Origin of the sequence: Streptomyces sp. NPDC007901 (genome assembly GCF_042959465.1) — a bacterium.
GTDB lineage: Bacteria > Actinomycetota > Actinomycetes > Streptomycetales > Streptomycetaceae > Streptomyces.
Genome location: NZ_JBIBKW010000038.1, coordinates 1 through 16,804, shown reverse-complemented (window position 1 = coordinate 16,804; position 16,804 = coordinate 1). Strand labels below are relative to the sequence as shown.

Annotated in this window: 19 protein-coding genes and 2 pseudogenes; 14 read left to right on the top strand and 7 right to left on the bottom strand. The window is 68.4% G+C overall.

Annotated features, from left to right (window positions below; genetic code table 11):
* Nucleotides 1–87 precede the first annotated feature (87 nt).
* Nucleotides 88–597 carry a hypothetical protein gene (locus ACFZDK_RS52520; RefSeq protein ID WP_390985645.1) on the bottom strand — a complete coding sequence of 170 codons (510 nt, stop codon included), beginning with the start codon at nt 595–597 and terminating at the stop codon, nt 88–90.
* Between the two features lie 287 nt (nt 598–884).
* Here ACFZDK_RS52520 and ACFZDK_RS52515 point away from each other — a divergent pair, with 287 nt between their 5' ends.
* Nucleotides 885–2,126 (top strand): SpoIIE family protein phosphatase, encoded by a 1,242-nt coding sequence (locus ACFZDK_RS52515; RefSeq protein WP_390985643.1) that lies wholly within the window; start codon nt 885–887, stop codon nt 2,124–2,126.
* Between the two features lie 333 nt (nt 2,127–2,459).
* On the opposite strand, the gene ACFZDK_RS52510 is transcribed toward ACFZDK_RS52515, so the two are convergent.
* Complete coding sequence (locus ACFZDK_RS52510) at nt 2,460–3,053, bottom strand: hypothetical protein (RefSeq protein ID WP_390985640.1); 594 nt, start codon at nt 3,051–3,053, stop codon at nt 2,460–2,462.
* 216 nt (nt 3,054–3,269) lie between these two features.
* On the opposite strand from ACFZDK_RS52510, the gene ACFZDK_RS52505 reads away from it, so the two are divergent.
* Both ACFZDK_RS52505 and ACFZDK_RS52500 read left to right on the top strand, forming a co-directional pair.
* Nucleotides 3,270–3,800, top strand: coding sequence for a hypothetical protein (locus tag ACFZDK_RS52505; RefSeq protein WP_390985638.1), 531 nt, complete (start codon nt 3,270–3,272; stop codon nt 3,798–3,800).
* A gap of 51 nt (nt 3,801–3,851) precedes the next feature.
* Nucleotides 3,852–3,974 (top strand): annotated as a pseudogene (locus ACFZDK_RS52500) (replication initiation protein, RepL2); the annotation flags it as partial.
* A 365-nt stretch (nt 3,975–4,339) separates the two neighbouring features.
* Here ACFZDK_RS52500 and ACFZDK_RS52495 read toward each other — a convergent pair.
* The gene (locus ACFZDK_RS52495) at nt 4,340–4,714 is read right to left on the bottom strand and encodes a MerR family transcriptional regulator (protein ID WP_390985634.1); all 375 of its coding nucleotides are present in this window, start codon (nt 4,712–4,714) and stop codon (nt 4,340–4,342) included.
* Nucleotides 4,715–4,759: 45 nt separating this feature from the next.
* Between ACFZDK_RS52495 and ACFZDK_RS52490 the strand changes: the two genes are divergently transcribed.
* Nucleotides 4,760–5,653, top strand: a complete 894-nt coding sequence (locus ACFZDK_RS52490; RefSeq protein WP_390985631.1) for an NAD(P)H-binding protein — start codon at nt 4,760–4,762, stop codon at nt 5,651–5,653.
* A 188-nt stretch (nt 5,654–5,841) separates the two neighbouring features.
* Here the strand turns inward: ACFZDK_RS52490 and ACFZDK_RS52485 are convergent, their stop codons facing one another.
* Both ACFZDK_RS52485 and ACFZDK_RS52480 read right to left on the bottom strand, forming a co-directional pair.
* Nucleotides 5,842–6,723: a PhzF family phenazine biosynthesis isomerase gene (locus ACFZDK_RS52485; protein WP_390985628.1), complete on the bottom strand. Its 882-nt coding sequence runs from the start codon at nt 6,721–6,723 to the stop codon at nt 5,842–5,844.
* 110 nt (nt 6,724–6,833) lie between these two features.
* The gene (locus ACFZDK_RS52480) at nt 6,834–7,145 is read right to left on the bottom strand and encodes an EthD family reductase (protein ID WP_390985626.1); all 312 of its coding nucleotides are present in this window, start codon (nt 7,143–7,145) and stop codon (nt 6,834–6,836) included.
* A gap of 167 nt (nt 7,146–7,312) precedes the next feature.
* Here ACFZDK_RS52480 and ACFZDK_RS52475 point away from each other — a divergent pair, with 167 nt between their 5' ends.
* Nucleotides 7,313–8,215, top strand: coding sequence for a LysR substrate-binding domain-containing protein (locus tag ACFZDK_RS52475; RefSeq protein ID WP_390985623.1), 903 nt, complete (start codon nt 7,313–7,315; stop codon nt 8,213–8,215).
* An 11-nt stretch (nt 8,216–8,226) separates the two neighbouring features.
* Here ACFZDK_RS52475 and ACFZDK_RS52470 read toward each other — a convergent pair whose 3' ends face one another.
* The gene (locus tag ACFZDK_RS52470) at nt 8,227–8,469 is read right to left on the bottom strand and encodes a hypothetical protein (RefSeq protein WP_390985621.1); all 243 of its coding nucleotides are present in this window, start codon (nt 8,467–8,469) and stop codon (nt 8,227–8,229) included.
* Here ACFZDK_RS52470 and ACFZDK_RS52465 point away from each other — a divergent pair.
* The 7 genes and pseudogenes from ACFZDK_RS52465 (at nt 8,455) to ACFZDK_RS52435 (ending at nt 14,171) form a co-directional block, all read left to right on the top strand.
* Nucleotides 8,455–8,973: an integrase core domain-containing protein gene (locus tag ACFZDK_RS52465; RefSeq protein WP_390985618.1), complete on the top strand. Its 519-nt coding sequence runs from the start codon at nt 8,455–8,457 to the stop codon at nt 8,971–8,973. The two genes, ACFZDK_RS52470 and ACFZDK_RS52465, sit on opposite strands and share 15 nt — an antisense overlap.
* A gap of 455 nt (nt 8,974–9,428) precedes the next feature.
* On the top strand, nt 9,429–9,905 hold the full coding sequence (locus tag ACFZDK_RS52460; protein WP_390985616.1) for a DUF4265 domain-containing protein: 477 nt from the start codon (nt 9,429–9,431) through the stop codon (nt 9,903–9,905).
* A 192-nt stretch (nt 9,906–10,097) separates the two neighbouring features.
* Nucleotides 10,098–11,336, top strand: a pseudogene (locus ACFZDK_RS52455) (IS701 family transposase).
* Between the two features lie 161 nt (nt 11,337–11,497).
* A complete protein-coding gene (locus ACFZDK_RS52450) occupies nt 11,498–12,697 on the top strand; it encodes an IS701 family transposase (protein ID WP_390985713.1) in 1,200 nt (399 codons plus the stop codon).
* A gap of 327 nt (nt 12,698–13,024) precedes the next feature.
* Nucleotides 13,025–13,222, top strand: coding sequence for a toxin-antitoxin system HicB family antitoxin (locus ACFZDK_RS52445; RefSeq protein ID WP_390985613.1), 198 nt, complete (start codon nt 13,025–13,027; stop codon nt 13,220–13,222).
* The gene (locus ACFZDK_RS52440) at nt 13,219–13,515 is read left to right on the top strand and encodes a hypothetical protein (protein ID WP_390985610.1); all 297 of its coding nucleotides are present in this window, start codon (nt 13,219–13,221) and stop codon (nt 13,513–13,515) included. Before ACFZDK_RS52445 ends, ACFZDK_RS52440 begins: the two co-directional genes overlap by 4 nt.
* A gap of 122 nt (nt 13,516–13,637) precedes the next feature.
* Complete coding sequence (locus ACFZDK_RS52435; RefSeq protein WP_390985607.1) at nt 13,638–14,171, top strand: hypothetical protein; 534 nt, start codon at nt 13,638–13,640, stop codon at nt 14,169–14,171.
* Nucleotides 14,172–14,292: 121 nt separating this feature from the next.
* Here the strand turns inward: ACFZDK_RS52435 and ACFZDK_RS52430 are convergent, their stop codons facing one another.
* The gene (locus tag ACFZDK_RS52430; RefSeq protein ID WP_390985605.1) at nt 14,293–15,216 is read right to left on the bottom strand and encodes a CocE/NonD family hydrolase; all 924 of its coding nucleotides are present in this window, start codon (nt 15,214–15,216) and stop codon (nt 14,293–14,295) included.
* A 192-nt stretch (nt 15,217–15,408) separates the two neighbouring features.
* On the opposite strand from ACFZDK_RS52430, the gene ACFZDK_RS52425 reads away from it, so the two are divergent.
* Nucleotides 15,409–16,287, top strand: coding sequence for a helix-turn-helix domain-containing protein (locus ACFZDK_RS52425; RefSeq protein ID WP_390985603.1), 879 nt, complete (start codon nt 15,409–15,411; stop codon nt 16,285–16,287).
* Nucleotides 16,284–16,673, top strand: a complete 390-nt coding sequence (locus tag ACFZDK_RS52420; RefSeq protein WP_390985601.1) for a DUF2255 family protein — start codon at nt 16,284–16,286, stop codon at nt 16,671–16,673. The genes ACFZDK_RS52425 and ACFZDK_RS52420 overlap by 4 nt, the downstream gene beginning before the upstream one ends.
* The last annotated feature ends 131 nt before the right edge of the window (nt 16,674–16,804 follow it).

Sequence of the window (16,804 nt, the reverse complement as noted above, 5' to 3'; positions counted from 1 at the left end):
CGCGATGACCGATCTCCCGTAACTCCCACAAACTTCCACTCGGAACCACTCGGAACCACTCGGAGGGTGAGGTCTCGTCCGCTCAGATCAGACCGGACGAGACCTCAACGGCGTCTCAGTGATGATCGGCAGCAACTGCCGCGGGGCGGGACCGGATGGTGTGGGGACATCCCCAAGGTTTTCAAGGAGCCGGTTGAGTACGGCCTGGCCGTCGGCGATGGCGGCTTGTTCTTCGTCGGTGAGTGGGATCGCGGGCTGCATGCGCTGAAGGTTGCCCTTCGCCTCCAGAAGTTGGGCCCTGCTGGATTCCTTGGGTGTGTAGAAGACGCAGCGGGCGCAGGCCATGCGGTGCGGGCACTGTTCGAAGAACGTGTATGTGCAGTAGCCGTGTCCCAGGTCCTGGTGCTGCCATGCTTCCCCGGCGCCGGCTGCGACGGCCTCGCGGTCGACGAGGACCTCGAGGGTGCGTACGTTGCGGGCGAAGTGCCCGGCATCCTCGTACGCCTTGGTCAGCATGTTGGGGCTGATCTTCGCGTAGTGCTGGGTGGACTCCGGAGACCGGTGCCCGAGCCACGCCCGGAGCTCGAACAGGGTCACGGGCTCTTTCGCGCCGTAGAGCTGGCTGGCGATGGTGGAGCGGGCGCGGTGGCAGGTGATGCTGCCGCGGGGCGTCGACGGCCGATACGCGGTGCCGGGCTGAGAGCGGTTCGGTGCGTCCTGTCGCCGTGCGGCGTGGTTCCGGCGTAGGGCGGCCGAGCGGCAGGTGAGGGGACAGAGAGGGGGCGAAAGAGGCAATCCGACGTTCTCGTGTCAGGCCCGCTGCCGTGGTGCGGGCGCATAGTGGAACCGGGGAGGGGGTCCGGAAGGGAACGGGGTGAGCGCCTGTGACCACACCAGCAATCGACTATCACGCGCTGTTCGCCGCCACCCCCAGTCCCTACCTGGTGCTCGGCCCTGATCTCGTGATCCTCGACGTCAACGCGGCCTACTGCCGGGCGACCGGCCGCACGCGGGACGACCTCATCGGGCAGTATCTCTTCGACGCGTTCCCCGACAACCCGGCGGACCCCAACGCCGACGGGGTGCAGAACCTCAGCGCCTCCCTGCACCGGGTCCTGCTCGCAAAGCAGCCGGACACCATGGCGGTGCAGAAGTACGACATCCCTGTGCCCGACCGCCCCGGAGCATTCGAGGAACGCTGGTGGTCCCCGATCAACACCCCCGTGCTCGGGCCGGATGAACAGGTCGCGTGGATCATCCACCGGGTGGAAGACGTCACCGAATTCGTCCTCTCCCACAACACCCGCGCCCGGCCTGGTCAGGCGCTGAGCGAACATGAGGCCATGGAGGCCGAGCTGTATGCGCGGTCGCGGGAACTCCAGCTGGTGATCGAGCAGCTGCGCAAGGCCCATGCCCGGGAACGGAAGATCGCCGTCACCCTCCAGGAGGCGATGATGCAGTCGCCGGACCTGAACCGGCACCCGAACATCGCGGTGCGCTACCTGCCCGCGGCCAAGGGCCTCAACGTGTGCGGCGACTGGTACGACGTCGTGGACCTGCCCGACGACCGCTTCGCCGTCGCGGTGGGCGACGTCGTCGGCCACGGCCTGGAGGCCGCCGCCGCCATGGGCATGCTCCGCAGCGCCCTGTCCGCCGCGGTCCGCGCCCTGCATGAACCCGCCAGCGCCATGGAAGCGCTGGGCCTGTACGCCCGGTCGGTGGAAGGCGCATGCACGACCACCGCCGTCAAAGCCGTCGTCGATACCCACGGCCGGCACATCACCTACAGCAGCGCCGGCCACCCTCCACCGGTCCTTGTCCGCCCTGACGGCACCTTCGTCCTGCTCGACCAGGCCACCGACCCGCCCCTGGGCGCCCGTCCGGACCATGTCCCGCGCCCCCAGGCCGCCGTGCCCTACGCATCCGGTGACACTCTCGTCCTCTACACCGACGGGCTCATCGAACGCCGCGGAGAGGACATCGATGTCGGCCTGCACCGGCTCACCGACACTCTTTGCGGCAGCCCTCGGCTCAGCCCGGACCACCTGGCTGACGTCCTGCTGTCCCGCCTCGGCGTCAGCAGCGGTGGGTGCGACGACATCGCCTTGATCGTCGTCCGCCTGTAACAACCCCGGCTTATCGGAAGGGGCGTGACCGGCTCGGGCGGGCGTAGCGCTCGGAGTGCGGAGGTAGCAGGGAACGTGATGTGCCACTGGGAAGCTTAGCCACGGCTTCACCCGGGGTAAGGGCTTGGGTCCTCGCTGGTGAGCCCGACCGGCTGCGCCGCCACCGTGCTCGCAGCGGCCGTCTCCCGCCTCGTCCGCTTCCTGCTCGACCGACTGCACGAGTTCTTCTGGCCACCCTGCCACGCGTCTGATCAGCGGCGGCTGCGAGGACGTGCGAGCACCGGGCCGCGCAGCCGCCTGCACCGGCGGCGCTGGACCAACGCCAGAGCCATCTCATTCAGCGGGTTCGGGCTGGGTCTCGTCGGTGGGTGCGGCTTCTTGTTCCGGTGTGCTGGTGGGGGCGTAGAAGACGGAGGAGTTTTGCTTGTTCCGGCGGACGCGGCTTTTGGCCACCAGGTTTTCGAGGGTGGTGCGTACCACCTTGGTGTCGATGGTGCGCTGGGGGTGTGCCTGCCTGAGTGCCTCGGCGATCTCTGCTGCGGAGCGGGGCTCGTTCTGATTGCTCACATGCTGGTGGATGAGGTCGACCAGCGTGGACTGAGACGCCTCCTCGTCTTGGGGCTGTGGTGCCGCTGCTTTCTTTGCCGGCCGGCGCGTGCCGGACGCGGACGCAGGCTTCTTCCTGGGCGGGGGGACGGCGGCGCTTTCGGTGCTGGCCGGCTGGACAGGTGTGGCGGGGACGCCGAGTGCCTGTTGCATGGTGACCAGCACGGTGTGGTCCTGCTGCAGAATGTTCAACTGTTCCTGGAGCGCGGCGAGTTCAGCGGTGATGCGTTCCTGCTCTTTGAGGTTGCGATCGAGGTCGCTGTTCACTTGGCTGATGTAGTGGGAGGCCAACTCGGTGGTGTGAGTTGTGCTGTCGGGCATCGTTGTCTCCTTGGTTCGTTGCCGGGGGGGTTGCGGGGAGTCGAGGAAGGGGCCTGGGCTTAGTGTGCCTCGGTGGAGTGATGTTACGGGTGGGAAGCCCTGCTTTCCCTGTGTGCAACGCCGGCATGTGTATGGGCGGTGAGCGGCTGTCGGCTCCCGCTCGGGCAGGCTGGCCGCCGCTGGTCGAGTCGTGGTCCGGTGCGCGATCGTGGCTGGGTGACCGACCACGACTCTCATCCCGCGCCCAACAGCGTCACTGCGCCTGGGCTGCTGAGCGCCCTCGCCTCCTACCGGGCGGCGCGGCAATCGCTGCTGGGGACTATGGGGCTCGGCCGATCTAACCGGGACCCCTTGGCCGAGGTCGCCGAGCATCTGGTCTTGGCGCTGTGGGGAGGCCGGCTCGCCGGATCCCGCGTACAAGCGAACTGGGACCTGGTATCGGCTGACGGCGAGTTTGTCCAGGTCAAGTACCTCGCCAACCCTCTCGGCGTCTGGCTGAACGAGCACCCCGTGCGGAGCATCCCCGGCGTCGACTGGTACGCGCTCGTCGTCTACGAGGCGTTCGACGTGGCCGGCGTCTTGGCATTCCCGCCCGACCTGACGGAGATCTGCGCGACCCTGGGCAAGCGCCACCCCGGCCAGTCGACCTCCCTGCAGTTCACCCGGCGGAACTGGTGGACGATCAAGGACGACGCGGACGCCTACCGGCAGTTGGGCATGCGTATCTGGCTGCCCCCCTTCCAGTAGGCCGGCCCGTTCGTCGTCAAGCCAGGCAGTCAAGATCACTTGCCAAACGGTAAGCAGGTCATCGAAGCCGGATGGCTTGAGGAGACCGAGAGGATCGGCCACATCAAGTACCACCGCCTCGATCCCAAGCGGATGGGCGAAAACGTCGTCGTCCCCCTTCGCCGCGCCACCTGACGTCCCACGGACCGTGCCTCATGTACGTCACGTGAATGAGGCACGGTCCGTGGGACGTCAGTGTTGACCCCCGCGTCATCTCGATCGCCTGATCGGGTCCATGCTGACGATGCAGAGCCATGCTGTCGAGTGAGGCGGATTCGATCCGTGGCATCACCGCATTCCGCGGGATACCTCTGCCATTAAATACGGGCAATACGTGTCAAACGCCACTAAACGTCCATATCAAACTGCAAGTCGTCCGATTCCTGGTGCATCAAGCCGACCAGGCTCTAGCTGTTGCGGGCCAAGACGTTGATGTCGGCGGTCACTTGCTACCGATCAAGGGCTATGGTCATCGACCGCGAATTCCTCACATCGGATGATCAAGGGTCCCAGACGAATGTCGCGCAGTCCGCGCACTCCTCGAGGTACCGATGGCGACACTCGACGGTGTGCCGGAGGAAGGTGATCGCTTGCTGTTTGCTGCGGACCTCACTTTCGAGCGCAGCGATCTTCGCGCGCACGACCTCCTGCGCTGCGGACTTCTTCAGGGACATCGCTGCGGTGACCTCTGGCAACGAGAGCCCGACTTGTCGCAGTTTCAGCACGGTTCGTGCCTGCTCCAGGACATCGTGGTCGTAGAGGCGGTAACCGTTCGCGTCCCGGTGCACCGTGAGTGCTCCGACGTGCTCCCAGTGCCGTAGGACATGGGCCTCGACTCCAAGCTGCGCAGCCGCCTCGCCGATCGTTATCGCCATTCCGCCCTTGCCTTGATGTCGACCTGACCCTTTAGCCTCCCCAGCATGCCTGACAGTTCTCCCACCCCGCCTACTCCTGCTTGTTCCCGATCGGTCCTGGTCACCGGCGCGACGGGCAACCTCGGCCGTGAGCTCCTCGCCCGGCTGCATGTGCGCGCAGCAGCTGTGCGGTGCCTCGATCGTCGCCGTGTTGGCCCGCGACCCGGCATCGAGTCGGTGCGCGGTGACCTGACCGACGCCGACTCCGTCCGTGCGGCGCTCGACGACATCGACACCGTCTTCCTCATATGGCCGCTGCTCGACACCTCCTCCGCCGAGCCTCTGATCGCAGAACTCGCCGCAGCAGCACCGCGCGTCGTCTACCTCTCCTCGACTGCGATTGATGACGCCTCATTTCGCCAAAGTGACCCGATTGTGCAGGTACACGCGGACATGGAACGCCGGCTCCGTGATGCCGGCCTGCATCTCACCGTGCTGCGCAGCGACACGCTGGCGTCCAACACTCGGGGCTGGGCGGCACAGCTGCGCGCAGGCGACGTGGTCAGAGGTCCGGACATAGCGCGCACAGCAGTCGTGGACGAGGGTGATGTCGCGGCCGCAGCCGCGGAGGTGCTCCTTCGACGCCAGGGCGATTCGGATCGCACCCCCTACCTGCTGACCGGGCCCGAGCCGCTCAGCAGGGCCGACCAGGTCGGAATCCTCGGTGCCGCCCTCGGACGAAAGTTGCGTTTCGAGCCGGTCCCCGTGGTTATCGCGCGCGCACGAATGCTCGCGGACGGCCGTCCCGAACAGCTGGTCGATGCCCTCATCACGGCGTCAACGCAGCGACCCGAATCACGCCTTGTCACCGATGATGTCGAGCGCCTGACCGGTAGGCCGGCCCGCCCCTTTGCGCAGTGGGCCATCGACCACAGCACCGAGTTCGGCCCGCGGCCATGACCACACACATCAGTCAGTCTCTAACCGGTGTGATGACCGCCGAAGATCGCTTCCCCGACCGTGTCGAAACCGTCACGGGAAACTGCCCATGAGGCACGCCAATGCTCCACTGACGCCGCCACCGGGTGCCAACGCTTGACCGCAGCGGACAGCCCCAGCCGCATGCGCGGATCGCAGAAGGGGACGGTCTAGTTGTCGCCTCGGTGTCCGTCGCGGACCACCGCTAACCCGCCGACCCGGGTCGTGATGCCCGCCGGCCCGCGTCGGGCCGAAGCGAGCACGCTGGCCGGTCGACCGAGGCTGTCACCCTGCTCCACCTCGATCGCGACCGTCTGTGCCCCTGTCGCGTCGAGCAGGTGGGCGGCCAGGCAGCCGGTGCTGTTGGCGTTGGCGACGTCCTCGTCGACACCGATCGCCGGCGCGAACATCCGCGCCGCACCCGGTCGGTCGCCCACCGGCGGTGCGTACACGAAACAGCCGAGGAGCCCGTACCGCTGGCACGCCGCTGTCAGCCTGCCGAGGTGTGGGTGGACTCGGAGCAGCGCCGACCGGTCGTGGACCGGTACCAGCATGCGTGGTGCGCTGGGCGCGGCGATCCGTGGCGCGTCGGTCGGATGCGGGTCGTCCGCGGTGAGCCCGAGCGCGGCGACGATCGCGGCGCGCTCGTCCGCTGCCGGGTGACGTAGCGCGACGAGGCCCTGGTCGAACCACACCTCGATGCCGGCGGGGCGGCGGATCGCGACGGTGTCGAACGTGCGCCCGCCGGTGTGTTGGCGGTCGTTCAGCTCGCCCAGCGCGGTGCGGGTCAACCGGACGGCCTGCGCGGCAACGGTGCCGTGGCCGCAGCCGGACAGTTCGGCGGTGGCGGTGAAGAACCGGACCGGCCAGCCACCGTCCGGCGTCCGCCCCGGGCCGAGGAACGCCGCGTGCGAGGTGCTGGCCGCAGCAGCGACCGCACGCCGGTCCGCGTCCGTCGCCGCCGGGTCGTCGTCGGTGACGGCCGTGGGGCTGCCGCCCCGGCCGTCGCGCCGCACGCACGCATCCACCACCGTGACATTTGGCCAGGACATCGGCCCACCTTTGACGCTCAACGAACCGGCAACCGCGAACGGCGTTCCGCCGATAGCCGGACCTGGCCGCAACGGCCGACCGAACGCGTCCCGGAGCGTACCGTCCTGCCTCAGCCGGTGCCGTCCTGCACCGGATAGTGGATGACGACCGCACCGCCGGTGGCGTAGTTGGCGACATCGGCGGCCACCCGCCGGCCTTGCGGCGACGCCCGCGCCGCGGCCATGGCGGCGGCGTCAGCGAAGTCGCCTTCGAAGACCGCGAAATACGGCGCTTCTCCCTTGGCCGCCGCCACGTCGAAGCTGTAGCGCCACGCAAGCAGACCGGGCCAATTCATGACCAGTGGAAGGTGGTTGGTCACGTAGTAGTCGCGGAAGTGGTCAGGGTCGGCGGGCTTGGAATACAGGACCACCAACTTATGCATGACGACCTCCGTCCAGATCAGGGTCGGCGGGCTGTGTGAGTGCGATGTCCAGGACCGCGGTCAGTTGAATCGTCATATGCGCAGGTTAGGGCTTGACGTGGGGTCGGGGGAAAGACCAATGCGGGATAGACTCAGAACGGATCGTTATCAATCGGCAGGGAGTGCACATGGCACCGGATACGGTCAGCCTGCGGTACTTCCTGGTGCTGGCGCAGGAGTTGAACTTCACCCGCGCGGCCGCCCGAATCGGTATCGCGCAGCCTGCGCTCAGCGCCCGGATTCGCCGATTGGAAACGGAACTCGGCAACGCCCTGCTGGTTCGAGACACGCGGAGCGTCGTATTGACCACGGCCGGTGCGGCTTTGGCGGAGTCCGCGCCGCCTGCGCTGGCGGCGCTGGACCGGGCATGGGACACCGCCCGGCGGGCGGGGGCCGGTGAGCTGGGTACCCTCCGCATCGGATACAGCCTCAGCGCCGGGGCCGAGACGGCTCCGGCCCTGGTGGACGAGCTGATTCGCAGCAGTCCCGGACTCGCGGTCAGCGCGGTCCCGATGGCGACGCTCGAGATCTCCCCCGCGGTCGCCGACGGCCGCATCGATGCCGGGATCACCCGCGGTGAACAGCCGGGCGGTGGCGTGCGCCGGTACCTGCTGCGGCGTGAGCGGATCGGCGTCCAATTGGCGCAGCACCATCCGCTGGCCGAACACCCGGAGATCGAGATCGCCGCCGCGGCCGCGTATCCGCTGCGACTCCCCGACCGTGCGGCCAACCCCGTGATCCACGACCAGCTGGCCGCATTGTTCCGCGATACCCGGCCACATCCCCGATTCCACACGCCCACAGTCTCCTTCGACATGTCACAGCGCGACCTGCGCAACGGGCTCACCCTCGCCCCGGCCGGCGAGGCCGCCGCCACGGCACCACCGCCCGGCATCACCTGGCGACCGCTGCACGGCGCACCCAGCCTGACGATCCACCTGGTCCTTCCGCGCGATCAGTCGCCACTACACCGCCGCGTCCGTGCCGTCGCCAAAACCGTGGCGCACGAGCTGCACTGGCTGTCGGACTGACGGGCAGCAGGTCATGCCAGGCGAACTTCCGCGGTGGCGAGGCCGAAGACCTTGCGGCCGGCCGACTTCGCGACAATCACGACGACGGCGGTCCTGCTCACCGGATCGACAGACTTGATGCGTTCGGTGAACTCGACACTTCCGGCGGAGGCGGCTTCGATGACCGTGGGGCCGTCAAACTGCCCAGGTTCGATGTGACGACCTCCGACCTCGACGACAACGGCCACATCCTTGTCGCAGTGGGCGGGACGCACGTCGGCACCTGGGACGTGGAGACCGGCAGACAGCTCGGCTCCTACCAGACCGCCGCGAGGGTACGGAACGCGCGCCTGTCCGCTGACGGCACGACGGTTGCCGTGAGCACCGACGGCGACCACACCACCGTTCTGGAGGCCCGCGGACTCCACCCGCGCGGTCATGCCTACCCGACCGGGATCGACCTCTTCTCCCTCAGCCCGCAGGGCACCTTCCTGGTGGCCACCGGATACCTCGCCACGGTCTGGAACAACTTGGACATCCGGCAAAGCACCGGCCGTACCGGTTCGTGTTTCGACAACGCCGCCGCGGAGAGCTTCTTCGCCGTCCTGAAAGCGGAGATCGGAACCACGGTCTGGGAGACCCGTACGCAGGCTCGGCAGGACGTGTTCCGGTGGATCGCGGATCATTACAACCGGGAGCGGATCCACTCGACCATCGGCTACATCACGCCGTACCAGGCGAGGACCCGCTGTCACCAACGGCTGGACCTCGCGGCATAAAACGGAAGTGCCGGGACGCGAGGGGTCACTTCACCCGCCACCACCACCTTCCTCGCCGTCACCCTCGCCCGATATCTCGACTACCGCCGCTACTTCGACGACTGGATCACCCTCACCACCCGCGCCGCCGCCGTCTTCCGCGAGCTCGGTGACCGCCACCGCGAAGGCCAGACGCAGATGGCCTGGGCAATCACGCACAACGAGCTCCGGCTGGGGCGGAGCTGAGCGCACTTCGCCCCGCCGACGTCGCTCCTGCCGGAATTCTCGTCCGCGCAGGTCAGGCCACATGCAGGTACTCATGGAGTCATATCGGCGAGGCGATCGCGTCGTCGTATGCCGAGTACTCCAGCTGTAGATCGTGATCTTGCTGATGGGCGTCCGGTGACACCGAAGAATGATCGCCCAGCTCAGGCCCGGTGCGACGTGTCTTTGGCGGGTGGCGCATGATGCCCGGCATGGAGAGCACGGTCGAGAAGATCAAGGTCTGGTTCCGGTTCATCCCTCGCGAGGGGTGGTTCCCGCAGGACACCGAAGGTCTATGGGCTACGAGGATCAGTGCTGACACGGCTCGCGTGCAGAACATCCCCTTTCTTCAGAATGGGGTGGCTGAGGGTGACGTTGTGCGGTTTCAGACCGATTCAGAAGGGCTTCACTGGGCCGTGGGGCGGGTCAGCGCCTCCGGCAACTGCACGATCCGCGTTGTGCCGGTTCCTTCCGGCCCCCTGGGACGCAGTCCCCAGGCAGTTCATCAGCATCTTTCGAGATTCGGGCTCGGTGGCGAGGTCTTCAGCGAAGACTTCCCGATGGTGGCCTTCAACGCACCAGCCGGTGGCGACTTCCACGGGATCAAGGCGCTCCTGGCCCAGGGACAAGAGGATGGGTGGTGGCACTACGAAGTCGGCTGTGCCACCGATGAGTGGTGGAACGCCTGATCTTCGCGCGCTTCGGGAAAGCCATCCTTCGGTGGGCACACGCTTAAGGTTGGCTGACGCAGGACAGTGGGCCGGTACGGAGACGGGTGCGGCCACCGTTGATCATCATGAGTTGTGTGGACTAACGATGAGACGGTGGCCGCAGGTCACAGCATAGATCCCGCCCGATGGCGGAAGGCATTCGAGGTGGCCATGGGCCGGGTCGCGAGCCGGTTCGCCCGGTACGAGCCCCGCCTGCGAGCCAACCGGTTGGTGCTGGGCCTACTGTCCGACCTGCCGGGCAAGAACTGCTGGGCGATCGCGGAGTGGGCCGGGGAGGCCAGCCCGTACGGCATGCAGCATCTGTTGTCCCGGGCGGTCTGGGATGCCGATGCCGTCCGCGACGACGTGCGCGAATACGTCGTCGAGCACCTCCATGACGATGCCGCGGTGCTGGTCGTCGACGAGATCGGCGACGTGAAGAAGGGCACCCACACCGTCGGGGTCCAGCGCCAGTAAACCGGCACCGCCGGCAGGATCGAGAACTCCCAGGTCGCGGTCTACTTCGTCTACGCAGGCGAGCGGGGACACGCGGCGGTGGACCGGGAGCTGTACATCCCGCGCTCCTGGACGTGCGACCCGGACCTCTGCCAGGCAGCAGGACTTGGCGAGGACACCGTCTTCGCGACCAAGCCAGAACTGGCCCGCACGATGATCGAACGGTTCCTGGACGCCGGACACCACGTGGGCTGGGTCACCGGGGATGAGGTCTACGGCGGCAACCCGAAACTGCGCACGGCTCTGGCCGAACGCGGCATCGGTTACGTCCTCGCGGTGGCCTGCTCGGCCGATGTCCCCACTCATGCAGGCAAGTTCCGGGCAGACCGCCTGGTCAAGCGGCTGCCGAAGCGGGCCTGGCAGAAGCTGTCGGCCGGTCGCGGTGCGAAGGGGCACCGCTTCTACGACTGGGCGGTCATCGACCTGGCCGGCTCCTGCCCGGGCCACCACCAGCTGCTGATCCGCCGTAACCGCGTCACCGGCGAGCTCGCCTACTTCCGCTGCTTCTCACTCCAGCCGGTGCCGCTCACCGAGCTGGTGCGAGTCGCCGGATCCAGATGGCGAGTGGAAGAGACCTTCCAGACCGAGAAGGGGCTTGCCGGACTCGATGAGCACCAGGTCCGCCGCTACCCGTCCTGGAGCCGCTGGGTCACCCTCGCCATGCTCGCCCACGCCTTCCTCGCCGTTGTCCGCGCCGACGAACACGCCCGTCGTCCCGGACCGACCGACCTGGTCCCGCTGTCCTGCAACGAGATCCAGCGCCTGTTCATCACGCTCGTCATCCGGTCGGGCCACGACGCAGCCCACCGGCTCGACTGGTCCGACTGGCGACGCCGCCATCAGGCCCGGTCCCGCACCAGCCACTACCGGCGACAAGCCGCATCCCAGACATGAAGATCACGATCTACGGCTGGAGTACTAGTACTCCAGTTGCAGTTCGCTATTCCTGCTGGTCAGGGGCGTGTTCGTGAGTGTACTTGGCTGATGTGCCGTCAGGTGGCGGGAGTTCGTGACTTCGGGTGCGGCTGGCCGTTGTGTTTGTCGTGCAAGATGATGTGCGGCCTGATGTCTGGTCGGCGGAGCTGGAAGAGCTGCTGGTGCGGATCGGTCACCGCTTCGGGCGGGTGGATCTTCGGCGGCGGATGCGGGCCTATGTGCAGGGTCTGCTCGGACCGGTGGGCCGGAAGAACAGCTGGCAGCTGGCCGAGCACGCCGGTCACCGCACTCCCGCAGGGTTACAGCACCTGCTGAGCCGAGCCTGCTGGAACCCCGACGAGGTCCGCGATGACCTGCAGGAATACGTCGCCGAGAGACTCGGGGACACGGCCGGGGTGCTGATCATCGACGACACCGGGTTCATCAAGAAGGGCACCGTCTCGGCCGGGGTGCAGCGGCAGTACTCCGGCACAGCGGGCCGTACGGAGAACTGTCAGATCGGTGTATTCGCCGCCTATGCCTCCTCCAGGGGCCGCGCGCTGGTGGACCGGGAGCTGTATCTGCCGAAGTCCTGGACCTCCGATCCGGACCGCTGCGCGGAGGCGAAGATTCCCGGCGAGCGCACGTTCGCCACCAAGGGCGACCTGGCCAAGGCCGTCATCATGCGGGCCCTGGCCTCGCCGCTGCCCATCGCCTGGGTGACCGCGGACTCGGCCTACGGCCAGGAGTGGCGGCTGCGCCGCCTGCTGGAGGAGGCCGATGTCAGCTATGTCCTGGCCGTGCCGAAGTCCCAGCACGTGCACGCCATCGGCCGCATCGACTTCGCCATCTCCCAGGCGCCTGAGGATGCCTGGGAACGGTACTCCTGCGGGGCCGGCGCGAAAGGGCCGCGCGTCTACGACTGGGCGGCAGCGAGGCTGCCCGCGATCGACGACTTCGACGGCGATGCGCCCACCCACGACCGGTGGGTGCTGGCCCGCCGCAGCCTGGCCCGCCCGGACGAGATCGCCTACTACCTCGCCTATGCGCCGGCCGGCACCGGCGTCGCCGAACTGGTACGGATCGCCGGGACGCGCTGGGCGATCGAGGAGGCGTTCCAGGCCGCGAAGAACGAGTGCGGCCTGGATCAGTACGAGGTCCGCCGGTATCCGGGCTGGTATCGGCACATCACCCTGGCCATGCTCGCCCACGCTTTCCTCGCCGCCATGGCCGCCGCCGCGGGGACGGAAAGGGGGGCCGCAGAATCGGTTCCGACGCTCTCACCCCGCTCACGGTGGCGGAAATCCGGCGACTCCTGGCAGCTGGCCGCCCCGCACTGACGCACATACGGCGCACACGCCACGCACTGGACTGGTCCCGCTGGCGCCGCCGTCACCAGGCCACCGCGCGCCGCTGTCACTACCGACGCCGCACCCGAAGTCACGAACTCCCGCCACCTGACGGTGCGTCAGCCAAGTACACTCACGAACACGCCCCTGACCAGCAGGAATAGCGAACTGCAACTGGAGTACTAGCCTAGGCGGACACGGGGGCCGTACCAGGGGTGCACGGCCACGCCTCCTGGGCCGCAGCCGGTCACGCCTCGGTCCGGCCCCACTATGTGCTACCGACTTCCGCCACCATGAATCGGTGGCTACTCTGCAACCATGTCTGTCACCACCATGACCTTGCGCATCCCCGAGGAACTCGCGCCCTCGATCAAGGCGGCCGCCTCGGAGGCCGGCATGAGCGTGAACGCGTACGTGGTGCGCGCCGCCCGCCGCGCAGCCACACTCGACGCCGCGCGCCAGCTGGCCGCGCTGGGTCTCGGCGACGACCTGGCGGGCGAGGGCGACACCCTGTGAACCGTGGCGAGATCTGGGCGCTCCCCGACGGCCGTAACGTCCTGATCATCAGCCTGACCGGGCTGGAAGAGACGTACGGCGCCGTCCTCGTGATCGTGCTGCACGAGAGCGGCCGGTTCCCGGACACGGCCATGTCGGTGGTGATCGGCGATCCGCTCCCGTGCACTGCGGTCGCCGTGAACATCGTGCAGCTCAGGGTCAACCGGTTCGAGGGCGCAAAACTCCTCGGGCCCGTCGATGCTGCGGGCATGGCCCGGGTGGACCAGGCACTGCGCGCCGTCCAGGACCTCTAGCCCGACGACGCCTGAAGCACCCACCCGCGGGCGTCCGCGACCACCACAGCTAGTCACACCATCAGGGGAGACAGCCCGGGTTTTGCCGGGCTGGCGCGGGCTGCAGGGCACGCTCGTGCCCGATGTGCGAGCAATCAGGTGCCGCACGGCTTGGCTGGCCTCCGGCCGATGCCTGCGGCGAGGACGACGGTGGTGTGCGGGTGGAAAAGACGCTCGAGGTCCTGCGGGCGGTGCGGGCGGTGCGGGCGTGTGAGGAGGACGCCGAACGCGGCTGGGCGCTCGACTGGTCACTGGCCGCGTTGCGCCGGCGTGTGGGGGTCCTGGTCGGCCAGGGCCTGCTCGTGGTGGCTGATCGCGAGACGCGGGCCGAGCTGTCGGCGTGGGAGGGCCGGCCTGTGCGGTGGGTGGTTCGGTTGTCGGCGGTCGGCCATGACGTGATCGCTTTCGCCCGGTTGCAGCCTGCCCGTGCACCGTCGGAACCCGCTGGGGATGCCCCGTTGGTGGAGTTGCTGCCGTCGCAGATGGCCGTGATGCAGGTGTACATCGGCCTCTTCCGGGCCGGGGAGATCAGTGTGCGGCCGGCCGAGGGGCTGGCGGAGCAGGTCCGGGACGCCGTGCACGACCGCGGCGCGAGCCGATGGGGCCCGGAGCAGTGATCAGCGCGCTGGTGACCGAACAGGCCTGGGAGCTGCCGGCCGCCGGCGCCACGCTGCGCGAGCGGTGGGAGACCACCGCCCCCGAACTCGCCGGGCACCCTTACCCGTCGCGGAGTGCTCGTCAGTCCGTAGTGAGGTGGGTGGTGTAGAAGTCGGTGAGCTTGTCGATGGCGGGGTCGATGTACTCCTTCTTGTCGTAGAGGTCGACGTGGCTGGCGCCCTTGATCCAGTGGATCTCCTTGGGGCCGGTGGCGCGCTGGTGGGCCTCCACGGCCATCCAGGCGGTGACGGCGCGGTCGCCGATGATCTGGAGGATGGGGCGGGGACCGATCAGCGGGACGGCGAAGAAGGCGTCGTGGGAGGCCATCCTGTCGATGCTCTCCCAGGCGAGGGTCTTCGCGGAGCGTTCGTGCCGGCCGCGCGGCGTGCAGTAGTACTCGAAGCCTTCGACGCCGTGCCGGCCGCCGAGAGCTCGGGCCTGCTCGGCGGTCTCCGGGAACATGGTCATCGGGGCGGGGTCCTCGCCGCGTGCGGCGGCGCTGCGGGCCGCTGCGGCGGCGTCCAGCAGGGCCTGGAAGACGGCCGGGTCCTGGGTGCCGTCGGCGCCGAGACGGAACTGGCGGGCGGGCTCGGCGGTGGACACGGTGGCCACGGCCTTGACGCGGTGGTCGCCGCCGGTGGCGGCCAGCGAGTAGCTGCCGGAGGCGCAGATGCCCAGCAGGCCGATCCGGTCGGCGTCGACGTCGTCGCGGGTGGTGAGGTAGGAGACGGCGGCCTTGAAGTCCTCCACCCGCTGGGCGGGGTCTTCCAGGCCACGGGGCAGGCCGCCGGACTCGCCCTGGTGTGCGGCGTCGAAGGCGAGGGTGACGAACCCGTGCTCGGCCATCCGCCGCGCGTACGTGCCGGAGGTCTGTTCCTTCACGCTGGTGCCGGGGTGACCGACCACGAGCGCCGGGCGCGGACCCGACGTCGGCGCGTCGGGGGTGTAGAGGTGGCCGACGAGCGGGATGCCGGCGCTGTCGAAGCTGACGGTGGTCCGCGCCATGGGAGCTCTCCCTGAGACGTGATGACGTGTGTAACGCGCCGGCGCGGCGGACTCGGGGCCCGCGCCCTGCCGGGCACACATCCACGTTCTGCCAGTCTCCGCACGTGCGGGAGAGCCAGGTTTCTGCCTGGGAAAGAACTTGCCCCCTCACCCGTGTGCCGTGACCGTCGCGGCGCACTGACACTTGAGAGCATGACCGCAGACTCCGACTTCCGGGCGCTGGGCGCCTTCCTCAAGGCCCGCCGGGCCCAGCTGACACCGCAGGAGTGCGGCCTTCCCGAGACGGACTCCGCCCGGAAGGTCGCCGGACTGCGCCGTGAGGAGGTCGCCCAGCTCGCCGCCATCAGCGTGGACTACTACACACGACTGGAACAGGGCCGCGTCCGGGCCTCCGTACCCGTGCTGACCACCCTGGCCCGCGCCCTGCGCCTCGACGACGACCAGCAGCGATACCTCTACGAACTCGCCGGCCGAAGCGATGCCCACCCGCGCCGCCGCCGGCCCGCCCAACGCCTGCGTCCGGCCATGCGACGTCTGCTCGACCAGCTCACCGAAACTCCCGCGCTCGTCCTTGGCAAACGCCTGGACATCCTGGCCTGGAACCCCGCCGCCACAGCCCTCTACGCCGACTTCGCCGCCCTCCCGGCGAACCGGCGCAACTACCTGCGGCTGCTGTTCACGAACCCGGTGGTCCGGCAACTGCACCAGGACTGGGCCCACGACGCCCGGGAAGCAGTCGCCGCGCTGCGCATGGAAGCCGCGGCCGATCCCGACGATCCCGACCTCGCCCAGCTCGTCGGCGAACTCGCCGTCCAGGACCCCGACTTCCGCACCTGGTGGGCCGAACACAGTGTCAACAGCGCCAGTTACGGCACCAAGCACTACCACCACCACCTGGTGGGCGACCTCACCCTCGACTGCGACACCTGGACCAGCCCCGACGGCTCCGGACAGCGACTGATGATCCTGACCGCCGAATCCGGCAGCCCCTCCCACGACGCCCTGCGCATCCTCACCTCATGGACCACCCGGCAGCCGACCAGCGACCGGACGGAGAACCTCCCGCGATGACCACCTGGACACCCGGGGATCTCGCCGTTCTCACAGGGGCCGAATCCCTCGTCCTGACCGTCGGTGACGACGGTCACCTCGGCGTGGAGATCGGTATGGTCCTGGTGGACGGCGAGCTGTACGTCCGCGCCTACCGAGGGGTCCGCTCCAGCTGGTACCAGGCGGCGCACAGGCACAGCCACGGACAGATCCGGGTCGGGGCCGTCACCCGCGACGTCCTCCTGGACACCCGTGACACCAGACCCGCCTCCGAGATCGACGCCGCCTACCGGTACAAGTACGGACAGGCGGCCGGTGCCCTCGCCGTGAGCCCCGCGGCACACGCCGCCACGATACGGATCGACCCGGCGCCCTCATCGAAAGGCGCCACCGGCCTGGTCCGCTGACGGAACGGGGCCCGGGCAGCTTCAGCTTGTGCTTTAAGTGCGTTGTGGCAAACCGGATCTTGTTCGAGCGGCAGCGGGTGGTCGTCTGGACTGAGGTTCGGGTGCGGTCGCGGGCATGAGAGAACGGGCCC